This is a genomic window from Mycoplasma procyoni (assembly GCF_017052595.1).
Taxonomy (GTDB): domain Bacteria; phylum Bacillota_I; class Bacilli_A; order Mycoplasmatales; family Metamycoplasmataceae; genus Mesomycoplasma_A; species Mesomycoplasma_A procyoni.
Genome location: NZ_JAFIDB010000012.1, coordinates 1 through 13,255, shown reverse-complemented (window position 1 = coordinate 13,255; position 13,255 = coordinate 1). Strand labels below are relative to the sequence as shown.

The following is a 13,255-nucleotide window of genomic DNA, read 5'->3' as shown; positions in this document are numbered from 1 at the left end:
CTCAAAAACAAGAATAGCAACATTTAGTTTTAAAAAGAGCAAAAACATCTGAAGTGCTAAAATACCAAAAGAATACGAAGGTTTTTACTACTGAATTAAAATCCAACACAAAGGTTCAGATGAATACGAATACACAATCGATCCTTATGCTAAAGCATTTGCTCCATTTGATTGACAAGGTAAAACAGACGAAGTTCCACTAGCTATTTTAGTCGACTGAAAAAAGGCTTCTGATTCTGTTAAAAAGAGACCTTTAGAAACAGAGTTCAACAACTCTGTTGACCCTGTAATTTACGAGCTAAACATCAGAGATTTCACATCCCTTTTAGACCAAAAGAAATTTAAAAGCAGACTTGGAACATTTGATGCAGCAATCGAGAACAAAATCTTTGACTATGTAAGAGAATTAGGTTTTACACACATCCAATTACTACCTATTCACGCACCTTATACAACAAATGCAGACAATCTAAACATCCTTAACAAAGGAGAAGGTACAGGTTGAACAACAAACTACAACTGAGGTTATGATCCTCTAAACTACTTCGCTCTAAACAACTGATACACAAATAATCCGAAAGATGCTGCTGCAGGAATTATCGAGTTCAAAAAGTTTGTTAAAAAAGCTCACAAAAAGGGTATTGGTATCATTATGGATGTTGTTTTCAACCACACAATGACAAATTCTCTTTTTGAAAAACTTACAAAAGATTACTACTACAGAACAGGTTCAGAGGTTTATCCAGTTGATCAACCAGCACTTAATACAGAAGCTAAAATGGTAAGGAGAATGATAATTGATTCTTTAAGTTACTATGTTGATGAATTTGATGTTGATGGTTTCAGATTTGACCTTTCAACCTTTATTGATAAAGAAACTCTAAAAGAAATTAGTAGAGTTTTAAAAAGAAAAAACAAAAATATTATTCTCCATGGTGAAGCTTGACCTTTCAGTGATTTAGACTACACAAACTCACTAACAAAAGGTGTTACAGATAATGACTATAATTTCTTTTATTTCAATGACACAATCAGAAACGCAATAAAAGGAGCTGATTCAATTGAAGCAAATGAAAAGGGATTAATTCAAGGAAATACAGAAAAAATGGCTTCTTTTGTGTCTTCTATTGTTGGAAACATCAAGCGTTATAGTTTTTCAGGACTTGAAATCTACTCAAACACTGAATACGATTTATTCTCTCGCGAAAACAACATAGCTCTACAATATGCGGCTTGTCATGATGGTTTTAGTCTTTGAGATAAAATTCTAACAACTTCAGATAAAGACTTCGAAGAAAACATCGCTCTAAACAACCAAGCTTTAATGATGCAATTTACTTCTCAAGGAAGACAATTAGTGCTTGCTGGTACAGAATTGCTGCAAACAAAACCACTTGATTTAAGTGGTTGTCATGATAATAGATATCTTCCCGTTTTAAACAAAAATTCTCTTGTAATTGATGATGGAAATCACTTTGTAGTTGATAACTCCTACAAAACAACAGATTACACAAACGGAATTAAGTGAGATCACCTTAAAAACCCACGTGTTAAAGAAGTGCATGATTTTACAAGAAAATTAATTAACTTCAGAAACAAAACAAAATTCTTTAGATTAACAAACTTCAAAACATACAACAGAAATATCTATATTTTAGAAAACGAAAAAGACTTTGTATCTTACAAAATTAAATACAATAAAGAAGAAGTCTTTGTTATCCACAACTTCGGAAAAGAAAGAAAAACCCTTTATCCAACTAAAAAATACAAAATTGCTGTTTCTTCAAGACCTTACATTTCATCACTTGTTAAAGAAAGAATTATTCCAGCACACACTTCAGTTATTCTAACTCTTAGAGATAAAGAAGAAACCGAAAAAGCAGAATAAATATCAATCATCTAGATCATCTAGATGATTTTTGTTTGTTTTGCAAACAAAACCGCTATAACAAGAATTTAGAAACAAGCAATAATTTTAGTGCTATAATTTTATTGTTATATAAAAGAAAGGAAAGATATGGCTAATTTAGTTATTAAGTTTAATATGAATAAACGTATTATTAAAACTAATAATTATTTTTGCCATCTTTTTAAGTAGAGTATTTTAATCAAATCTAATATTTAACTCTCATCTTAAAAAGGTGAGAGTTTATTTTATATAACAAAAAATTTTTAAAACCGGAGGAAAAAATGATTATAGATTTACCAATAATTGAAGTTAGAAGAGTAATTCCTAAAGAGGAATTATCATTAGAATTTAAAAGATGAGACCCAGGTTCACCAGAAGGAACAAAAGTTAGCTCAGGTCATGCAAGATGAGTTTATTTACAGTTAGATGATTCAATAATTTCTAGAAACTATAAAAAAACTGACTGAATAAAACTACAACAAAAATTAGCGAAGTTATACTATAAACTTCTTGATAATGCAAACCCCAAAGAATGAAGAAAAACATGAAACAACGTTCATTCAGTTAACATAAGAAATGTTTCAGATGCTTTAGGAGATTGATCAGAAGCTATTAATCCAACAGAACCAATTTCCGATACAATAAAAATGATTTTAGGAATAATAGGTGGAAGTCTTAATTTATTAAGTCAACTAAAATTTAATGAGCAAGGAATTCCACTACTCGTTATAGGAGAATCTGGAGCTATTTTAAACTCAGCTAAAAACAATGAAAATGTTAAAATGATTTATCATTCTCTTATTAAAATAAAAAACGAAATATCAAAAATAAAAGATTTAGGATTATTTACAGTTTTCTCTGATATTGTAAAGGACGTTCAAAATATTATATCCTTTATAGAGCAATCAATTCATGATCAAGCGATTGCTTTTTATAAATATACTTATAAAAATGAAATAATTAATTAATATGCAATCAAACAAAATAGCATTTTGAATTGATAATAAATATTCTTTTGTAAGAACTATAACTTTACTGATTTTCGTTGTAATCAGTGTTGTTGTTTCTTCTGTATTATTAATTGTTTTTGCAATTTATGGATTTAATTCATTTGAAATACTCTTTTCTGACATATGACTATTTTTCATTTGATTTGCTATTCCAATTACCCTTTTTCCACTTTATATTTGATCAATCATTAATTTATCAATTATTTTAGCTATAAAATCAAAAATTAGAAAAAAACAAAGTATTTTTAGTTTTTATTCTGCTTTAATTAGGTTTTATTTGATTATTAATTTTTATTGAGAAAAATTAAAAACCGACTACGATTACATAGAAGAAAACTATTATTTATATAAAAAGAAGAAAACTCAAATTTTTAACTACAAAAAAGAAGTAAATAAACATATTTTTCTACTTTCACTTATAAAAAACCATTTGTCATTTTTTTTAAAAATTGATTTATCTATTGTTTTTATGGTGTTTTCTCTTCTTCACTTTGGGATTATAGCAACTAAAGAACCAGGTTATACAAATTATTGAATGGGTATAGTTCATGCATTTATTTCTTTGTTTTTCTTTGTAGGATCACTAAGTAAAATTTGTTTAATATTTCTACATATTTTTAATAATAGATTTCCTTCACTAACTTATTCTTCATTTGTTTTGAGTACTTTAAACTTCTTATCTTTTAGATTTTATGATGCAAAAAGAACATTTAAGTTTTTCAAAAACAGAATAAGAATCAATAAAATTGATAAAAGTTTAGATTTAGAAAAAGTTGTGTTTTTAGGACAAAAAGGTTTAGAAAAATACACTTCAACCTTTTATACAATAAACACAATAAAGATTTTGAACATAGCTGAAAACTATGATCTGGTTTCTGTATTAAACAGTTTTTGCACTCAAACACAAAACCAAAGCGAATTTATTTATAAAGGAATAAACATTAAATTAATTACAAATCCCTTTAAAAACAAGGAATTTATAGAGGAACTTAAGACATTTGAAAATTCAGCATTTTATCTTTTAATGTTAGATTTTTGCAATGATGTTATTGAAAAAATCGAAAAAAACAAAGAATACAACGATGATATTGAGATGCTAGATGTGTTGTTAGATGAAGTTAAAATAGAACAACAACAATTAAAAAAATCACTTGATAATTTAATTGATGTGAAAAATACAAATAATGTAATAAAATTCGATTTTGCAAAATATTACAATTGAAATAAAATGCAACAAATTTTTGATTTTATACAGGGAAATTAAAAATTGAAAATAAATTTTGAAAAGAGGTAAAATGAAAAAATTAGAGGAAATTTCAGATAATTTAAATCAAACATATTCTTTTGCAAGAGTAATATTTCTTGTAATTATGAATTTTTCGATTTTTGTGTCTTCGTTTATTTTAGTTCAATATAATTTAAGATAATTTTAATCAAGGAGAGTTATGGAAATCAACAAAATATCATATTGACTAGACAATAAATACTCTTTTTTAAGAGTTATACTATTATTGATTATTTCAATAAATTCAGTTTTAGTAGCACCATTATTGTTTATTATTTATTTGATTTTTAAATTTCAAATACTTACAGCCTTTTTCTCAAATCCAGTAACAGTATTTATTTTTATATACTATCCCGCTGTATTTTCACCACTTAATATTTGATGATTAATCAACTACTATGTGATTTTAGTAATAAAAATGAGAATGAGAAAAAAAGAAAGTAAAGTTGTTCTTTATTATAGTTGAATTAAGTTTTATTTAAGAATTAATTTTTATTCATCAAAAATAGAATTGGATTATGATTATAGTGAAGAAAATTCTTATAGTTATAAAAAAATTGACTCAAAAAATAAAATTTTCAACTACAAAAAAGAAGTTGATAAATACATTTATATAACATCTTTTACAAAACTTGCTTTATTAACTTTCTTATTTTCTGCTCATGCTGTTTCATTTTTATTGTGATCATTGGTGTTTCTTGGTGTTATTCCAGTAAGAAGACACCCAGAAAAGGATCTGTGGCTAGGATTAATAAGTTTATTTATTTCAATATTTCTGTTTTGAATTTCATTGAAAAGAAATCTTTTATTAGTTCTTTATTTTTACAATTATAAAACTCTATCTATTGAATATTCTTCATTTGCTTTAGCTATCATAAACTTCTTATCATTTAGATTTTCTGATGCAAAAAGATGCTTTAAGTTTTTCAAAAACAGAATAAGACTTAATAAAATTGATAAAAGTTTAGATTTAGAAAAAGTTGTGTTTTTAGGACAAAAAACTTTAGAAAACTACACTTCAACTTTTTATACAATAGACCAAATTAAAATTCTAAATAAAGATCAAAACTATGATCTTATTTCTGTGTTAAAAAGTTTTTGTACTCAAACACAAAACCAAAATGAATTTATTTATAGAGGAATAAACATTAAAGTAATTCCAAATCCATTTAAAAATCAATCATTTATAGAAGAATTTAAGACATTTGAAAACTCTGCATTTTATCTTTTAATGATGGAATTCTGTTCTGAAATCATAAATAGAATTAATAATAAACAAGACTTTAAAAATGACATTAAAATATTAGATATTTTAGTTGAAGGACTTGAGCTTGATAAACAGTTATTAAAAAACTCACTCGAGAATTTGGAAAATCCTCAAAAATTACAAAAATCAATTAAATTTGATTCTTTAGATTACTATAACTCAAAACAAATCCAACAAATTTTTGATTTTTTAAAATAAAATTGAAAAAAGAAGCCAGCACTGAAAATGCTGGTTTTTGCTTTATAAAAGGCCAAAAAATCGCTTTTTTGATTGATATAACCTTAATGTAAGTAAAATGAGTTATAACAAGAACTTTTTTGGTATTACAAGTATGTTAATAAAAATTTTTCTTTTGATATTAAAATTAATTTACAAATTATAAAAAAATGCATATATTAAAGGAGACATTATGGATTCCCATTTAAAAAAATGAGGTGAAAAAGTTATTTACCAAATATTCCCAAGATCCTTCAAAGATTCAAACAATGATGGTAATGGAGATCTAAAAGGAATTACTTCAAAACTAGATTATCTAAAATGATTAGGAGTAGATGCAATCTGACTTTGTCCAATTTACAAAACAGAATTTGCAGATGCTGGATACGATGTTTTAGATTACAAACAAACATGAGAAACATTTGGAACATTAGAAGATTTCAAAGAATTAGTACAAGAAGCTAAAAAACGTAATATTGAAATTATTATGGATATTGTGCTAAACCATACTTCAAATAAACACGACTGATTTAAAAAAGCAATTGAATCAGTTGATAATAAAGAACACAACTACTACATCTGAACAGACAAACCGGGAAAAGAGGAATCAATTTTTGGAGGAAGCGCTTGAGAGTATGTACCTTCAGTAAACAAATACTACTTCCACTTATTTGCAATTGAGCAAGCTGATCTAAACTGAGCTTCAGACTTTACAATTAATGCAATGGTGGATGTAATTGATTTTTGATACAAACTTGGTGTAAGAGGATTCAGATTAGATGCTATTCAACACGTACACAAAGAAACAAAACCAAATGGAGAATTTTCACACTCATTTGGATCAAAAATGGTTGAGTACTTACAAAAATTCTTAAACAAAATTTATGAAACAAAAAATGATGTTTTCTTTATTGGAGAAGCTTCAGGAATTCAACCTAACACAGCTTTAAGATATGGAAAAGGAAAAGAAAAAATTGCAGATAACTTCTACAACTTCGGTTCTTGATACATTGGTTGAGGAAAAGAAACAGGTAGAAATGGTTATGATGCAAACTGAAGCGTAAGAGAATTTGCAAACAAAGCAATTCAAGAATACCAAACAAACGATCAAATCGAAACACACATGATCACAAACTTCTCATCATCACACGACACAGCTCGTGCAATTTCAAGATGAGGAGATGAAAAACTATTTTGAAGAGAATCTGCTAAAACAATCGCTTTATACCAATTCTCATTAAAAGGAATTCAAACAATCCTTTATGGAGAAGAAATTGGACTAAAAAATCCAGTTTTCAAATCCAGATCAGAATTTAGAGATGTTGATGCACTAAATGCCTACAGAATCTTTGTTGATCAACAAAAACTATACACAGAAGAAGAAATGACAACATACCACAATGTTAACTCAAGAGACCACTCTCGTGTACCAATGGTGTGAAACAAAAAATTCAACCACGGATTTAACGAAGGTGCTCAAACTTGAATTAAACACTCAGGACACTATTTAGAATCTTCAGTTGAAGAACAAATCGCAGAACCAAAATCAATCCTAAACTTCTTCAAAAAACTAATAGAAACAAGAAAACAATATAAAGATCTTTTAATAGACGGTAAATCAAAAATGGAATTACTTGAAAACGATCTTATTAAAATTACAAGATTTAACAATAATAAAGAAATTATTTCAATTATTAACTTAACATCAAACTCAAAAGAATTTAAATTAGATAAATCTGCACAAGTTCTTTTAAGTACATACACAGATAACAAGGAGTTTAAAAACAAACTTAGACCATATGAGTCAATAATGTTTTTAGTAAAATAACATGGCTAAACTAAAGTACGATACAGATAATTTTATAATTTTACAAAATGGATGAGATCCTTTATTAACTAAAAAAACTGAATCAATTTTTGCACAAGGAAACGGTTATTTAGGAATTAGAGCGGTTGATGAAGAAAGAAGTGTTTTCAACAAAGAAGACTTCTTTGTAAACGGAATTTTCAACCAAGGGGACAAAACAGAAGTTTCTGAAATTGCTAACTTAGCAGACTTAATTCAAACATCAATTTATATTGATGGTGAAATCTTAATGCTAAACAAAAAAGTAAAATACCACAAATCACTTGATTTAAAAAATGGTCTTTTAAAAAGAGAAATTGAAATTCTTAAAGGAAGCAAAAAATTCTCTCTTGTTTTCAAAAGAATTATTTCACAATCAGAAAAAAATATTTATGCTCAAACTATAGAAATTAAGCAATTAAGAGGAAAAGAATCATCTCTAAAAATTCTTCCTTTAATTAATGGACAAACAACAAACAGCGGGATTCAACACTTTGATGAAGGGAAAAAATTCCTTGTTGGACCTTCTTTATTACAATACCAAGAACAAACAAATCAATCACAACGTTGAGTAATTCACAACATGAAAATTAGAGCATTTTCAAACTCAGAATTACTACAAAGCGGTAATGATGATTATGTTTTAAAAATGTCAAGAAGACAAGTTGGATACGAAATCAAAACAGCGCTTTCAACTAAAAAACCTTTTGTTTTAGAAAAAATGATGTCTGTTTCAACAACAGTTGATAAAGATGAATTATTAAGTTTTGATCAAGTTAAACAAAGTGCAGATGAACTTGCAAAAAGACTTGAAGAACTAACATTCAAAGACATTGAAAAACAAAACTTAAAAGACTACAATTCAATTTACAAACAATTCCATGTTGAAATTGAAGGTGGAAAAGATGCTAAATATGACTCATTAGCTCTTAAATTCGGTATTTACCACATGAACACTTTCGTTCCTACACACTCTTCAAATATGTCAGTAGGTGCTAAAGGATTATCTGGTGAAGGATACCAAGGACACTGCTACTGAGATACAGAATTTTTCATTGTTCCTAACTATCTATTTACAAAACCTGAAGTTGCAAGACAGTTATTAGAATACAGATACAAAGGAATTGAAGGAGCAAGAAGAAAAGCTCAAGAGAAAAACTTTATCGGAGCTCAATATCCATGAGAAATGGCTTGACCTACAGAAGGAGAAATGACTCCTTACTGAGGGCAACCTGACGTTGTTACAGGAAAACAAGTGCCTATTGCATCTAGAGAACAAGAAATTCATGTGCCTGGAGATATTGCTTTTGCAGTTGATCAATACTACCAAGTTACAAAAGATGTTGAATTTATGGAACAAATGGGTTATGAAATGATCATCGATACAGCGATTTTCTGAACTTCAAGAGTTGAAAAGAAAAATAACAGATACGAAATTACTGATGTTATGGGTCCAAATGAATACAAAGGAAACATCAGCAACAACAACTTTATTAACTTAATCGCAAAAAGAAACTTAGAGCTTGCTCTTGGTTACATTGCAAAACTTTCTCAAGACTCAAAAGGTAAAGAATTATTAGCTAAAATTGCAGCTAAATTACCTTACAAATGAGATCTTGCTCTAATGGAAGATGTAAAAGAAAACCTTGTACAACAACTTCCAGATGAAAATGGAATCATTTGAGAAAACGATGAATTCAAACACTTACCAAGAATTGATGTAAGTCCTTTCCAATTACTTGGAGATGCTGGTAAAAAACTATTTAACACAACAGAAGGACACAAAAGACTTTGCTCACAACTAGTTAAGCAAGCTGACGTTGTGTTATCTACATTCATTTTAGGTGAGTTATTCCCATTAGACATCGTTGAGAAAAACTTTGATTTCTATGAACCAGTTACAACTCACGATTCTTCTTTAAGTCCAACAACTTATGCTATTAAAGCTGTTGATTTAAGAAAAATGGATATTGCTTACAAATTATTTAAATACTCTCTAAATATCGACTTAGGAACAAACTTCCACTCAGCAGATGCAGGAATCCACGCAGGTTCACTAGCTGCTATTTGACAAAGTATTGTTTATGGATATGGAGGATTTAGATTCTTAGACAAAAAAGTCTTCTTCTCACCTGTTCTTCCAAAACAATGAACAAAACTAAAATACAGCATTTTAGTTAAAGGTTCAAACTTTGAAATTGAAGTATTAAGAGACAGATTTACTATCAAACAAACAGGAAATGCCGAGTTTGAAGTTTACATCAACAACAAACCACAAGTTCTAAAACAAAATAAAGAATACACATTTGGAGTTGTAAAACAATGATAAAAGGATTAGTATTTGATTTAGATGGAGTTATCACTGAAACAGCTTCATTACACTACAAAGCTTGAAGAAATGAAGTTGCTAAATTAGGTCTAAATTACACAGAAGAACAAAACAGTTCTCTTAAAGGTCTAAACAGAATTGATACTCTAAAAGCAATCTTAAAGTTATTTAACAAAAGTCTTTCAGAACAAGAAATTGTTGAAATTGCAACAGAAAAAAACAACAATTACAAAAAACTGCTTGAAACAGATATTGATGAAAAAGATATCTTACCTAACATCAAAAATTTCTTAGACCAAGCTAAAGCAAAAGGACTAAAATTAGCAATTGCTTCAAGTTCCTTTAACGCACCTTTAATTTTGAAAAAAATTAATCTATTTAGCTACTTTGATTTTATAGTTGATCCAGGAACAATTAAAAACGGAAAACCAGATCCTGAAATCTTTTTAGCAGCTGTTAAAGGTTTAGGACTACAACCACAAGAGTGCATCGGATTTGAAGATGCTATTGCAGGTGTTAAAGGTCTTAAAGATGCTAAAATTAAAACAGTTGCAATTACTCATGGTGAAAAAGAAAATTGAGAAATTGCTGATGTGGTTTTAAAATCTACAGCAGAACTTGATTTAGAAAAACTACTTTAATTAAAGAACAATTCAAAGAAATTAATTTCTTTCTTGAATACCAAAAACGCAGTAATTACTGTGTTTTTTGTTATTTTTAAGTTGTGATTTTTGCTTAAAGTGTACTCAAAAAGATCCTTTTCAATATTTTTGATATTGACAATTTTGAGATCAATTTCTTTGTTAATATTGCTGTAAATTTTGTCAATATGAACTAAATTATTTTTGGTGATCTTGTAATAAAGAGCTGAATTTGTTCTAAAACTAAGATTTTTATCTGGATCTACGTTAATCTCAATTGCAACCCTTTGATTCGCTTTAATTTTTCAAAATCAAAGCACAACCAAAAAAGAAATTACAAACAAAAACAATGAAACAGAAATTAAAATTAAACTTCTATTTAAGTTTTTCAAGATCAACCTCCTTGTTTTTGTAAAGATATCTTTTTGAGTGTGAAACTTCAATAAAGATTGAATCTCCCTGAAAATCCTTTATGATCTTTGAAATAATCTCGAAATTTTCAGGACTTAAGTTTTCGAAAATCTCATCCAAAAGAATAACATCATATTTTTGACTAAATAGTTTTAGTAATAAAATAATTGATTTTTGGCCACTTGAAAAATTAGATCATTGAGGTTTGATATCGCTTTTGAGATCAATTTGTCATTTTTGTAAAAGGACAGCGAAATTATAAAAAGAGACATTTTCAAGAAATGTATTCATCTTTTGGTTTGAGGAATCTGTGATAAATTCCAAAACAGAACTGCTATAGCTATTTATTTCATTAGAAAGATAAATTACCTTTTTTCTTAATTCTTCTTTGTTGATAAACTGAAGCTCAAGATTGTTAATTTTAATATTGCTGTTGTTTTCAATATCTTGATTTAGAATTTTCAATAAAGTAGTTTTTCCAGTTCCGTTTTTACCTGTTATTTGTGTATTTTCGGAAATTTTTAGTTCATTAATTTTTAAAATAGTTTTGATATTATTGGCTTTGTAATCAAGATTATTGATTTCAATTGATGCAATTTTTTCAATATTTTGAGTTCCATTTATTTCTTTAGGAATCTCTAAAATAAACTTCAGCATTTCTTCTTCTTGTTTGAAAATTGGATAATAACTACTTAGATCAGAAAGGTTATTTAAGGGGTTAATAAAACTGCTAAAAAAGGTTGTGAATAAAATCATTTCACCAATTTGCATTTGTGATCTTAAAATTAAAACAGAACTGAAAATAATGATAATAAGCGGTAGGATTTCGTTGATAAATAACTTTGTTTGTGAAAAAACAAAGTTGTTTTTTCAGAAGTTGAAGTCCTCTTGCTTTAGATTCTTAAGTTTATTGAGAAATTTTGTGTTTAATGCTTTTTGAATGTCATCGTTTTTTAGTTTAAGAACATTGTTGACAATATCAAAATAAGCAGAGTTAACTTCTGCATTTTTCTTTAAGATAACATTGTATTTTTTAGAAATTAGTTTTTTAAAAATAACTGAAAATCCAAAATAAACTAAAGAAACTGCAATAGCAATTAAAAAGATATAAAAATTGATTCAAGCTAAAATTAGCATTGAAAACAGAAAAGTTGCAGCATCGCTAAACAAACTAAAAACAAAGTTTGCATTAAAGGAACTATAGCTGTTAATTACAGAAAAACGCTTTAGATATTCTGTGATATCAATTTTGAGTAATTGACTGTTTTGAGCACCTTTAAGCGAGTGTAAAAAGTTGAGTGTTATATCTCTTTCGATTATCATTTGTAATTTCTTAACAAAGAAAGATTTGATTAGATTTTGAGAAAATCTAAACAGAAATATTCAAACAAAAACAATTGATAATTTAATTAATAAATCTAAGTTATTAAAGGGAAAAACCCTGTCTAAAATGTTTTTTAGAAAGAAAGAGCTGCTGAAATTTAGTATTGAAATAATTACCATAACTAAAAGAAAATAAGCATTTTTAGGATCTTTTAGGATGTGTTTAATGAAAGAAGAGTTTTCTTTATACTTAATGTCAAACTCCTTTTTTGCACTAATAATTATGTTTATAAAAACGTTTTTAAATTCTTCAATTTTCATTTTTCTTTTACCAATTAAAGGATCAAGAAATTCTATATATTTATTTGTTTTGTTTGTAATGATTACATAGTGGTTATAGTTATTTTCGTTGATGATTGTAACAAAAGGCTCATTAATTTTGAGTTCACTAAAGGACACAAAATCAATATTGTAAGCTTCTAATGAGATTCCTCATTTAATTGCAAGGTTTTGTAAATTCTTAATTACAATTCCGTCATTATCAAAATAAGCATCTTCTTTTAGTCTGTTGATGCTGATTCATTGGTTGTTAAAATGGTGAAAAAGAGATTGGACAACAACCAAACCACAATCTTTAATATCTTCTTGCTTTTTTATCTTCATATACTAGAATAGAAATTTTTTGCAAAAAATGGCTTCTTTAGGAAAAATTTGGGAAAATTTTCAGCATTTTTCCTAAATTTTTCCATCAAAATTAATGATATTATTTTGTCTATGTGTTTAAAATTGTCAATTATAAAATATTCAAAATAACAAACAACAAGAGCAAGCTATTAAATATATGACAAGAAAAAAATAATTTATGCTAAAAACAAATTTTTATGTGGTATCTGTTAAGTAACACGAATTTTGTCGCATTTCACAATTAGAAATGGAACTTGTTAATTAAATTGTAAAACAAAAAATTAAATTAACTAAAAAAATAGAGTAAAAAACTTTTTTACCCCCCCTTCGCCCC

The 13,255-nt window shown here is 27.3% G+C and carries 10 protein-coding genes; 8 read left to right on the top strand and 2 right to left on the bottom strand.

Annotation, left to right across the window (positions count from 1 at the left end):
- The 8 genes from JV122_RS05100 to pgmB form a co-directional block, all read left to right on the top strand.
- The coding region (locus JV122_RS05100; protein ID WP_205843221.1) for an alpha-amylase family glycosyl hydrolase at positions 1 to 1,888 on the top strand (1,888 nt) is incomplete at its 5' end.
- Between the two features lie 302 nt (positions 1,889 to 2,190).
- A complete protein-coding gene (locus tag JV122_RS03970) occupies positions 2,191 to 2,877 on the top strand; it encodes a hypothetical protein (RefSeq protein ID WP_205843220.1) in 687 nt (228 codons plus the stop codon).
- 1 nt (position 2,878) lies between these two features.
- Positions 2,879 to 4,183: a hypothetical protein gene (locus JV122_RS03965; RefSeq protein ID WP_205843219.1), complete on the top strand. Its 1,305-nt coding sequence runs from the start codon at positions 2,879 to 2,881 to the stop codon at positions 4,181 to 4,183.
- 31 nt (positions 4,184 to 4,214) lie between these two features.
- Positions 4,215 to 4,346, top strand: a complete 132-nt coding sequence (locus JV122_RS04785; RefSeq protein ID WP_276207352.1) for a hypothetical protein — start codon at positions 4,215 to 4,217, stop codon at positions 4,344 to 4,346.
- A gap of 18 nt (positions 4,347 to 4,364) precedes the next feature.
- Entirely contained in the window at positions 4,365 to 5,669 is a 1,305-nt protein-coding gene (locus JV122_RS03960; RefSeq protein ID WP_205843218.1) for a hypothetical protein, read from the top strand.
- A 211-nt stretch (positions 5,670 to 5,880) separates the two neighbouring features.
- The gene (locus tag JV122_RS03955) at positions 5,881 to 7,515 is read left to right on the top strand and encodes an alpha-amylase family glycosyl hydrolase (RefSeq protein ID WP_205843217.1); all 1,635 of its coding nucleotides are present in this window, start codon (positions 5,881 to 5,883) and stop codon (positions 7,513 to 7,515) included.
- Position 7,516: 1 nt separating this feature from the next.
- The gene (locus JV122_RS03950) at positions 7,517 to 9,862 is read left to right on the top strand and encodes a glycosyl hydrolase family 65 domain-containing protein (RefSeq protein ID WP_205843216.1); all 2,346 of its coding nucleotides are present in this window, start codon (positions 7,517 to 7,519) and stop codon (positions 9,860 to 9,862) included.
- Positions 9,856 to 10,503, top strand: coding sequence for a beta-phosphoglucomutase (pgmB, locus tag JV122_RS03945; protein WP_205843215.1), 648 nt, complete (start codon positions 9,856 to 9,858; stop codon positions 10,501 to 10,503). Before JV122_RS03950 ends, pgmB begins: the two co-directional genes overlap by 7 nt.
- Here the strand turns inward: pgmB and JV122_RS03940 are convergent.
- A complete protein-coding gene (locus tag JV122_RS03940; RefSeq protein ID WP_205843214.1) occupies positions 10,500 to 10,895 on the bottom strand; it encodes an MAG1140 family protein in 396 nt (131 codons plus the stop codon). The genes pgmB and JV122_RS03940 overlap by 4 nt on opposite strands.
- Entirely contained in the window at positions 10,879 to 12,900 is a 2,022-nt protein-coding gene (locus tag JV122_RS03935; protein WP_205843213.1) for an Mbov_0121 family peptidase domain-containing ABC transporter, read from the bottom strand. Before JV122_RS03935 ends, JV122_RS03940 begins: the two co-directional genes overlap by 17 nt.
- Positions 12,901 to 13,255: the final 355 nt, after the last annotated feature.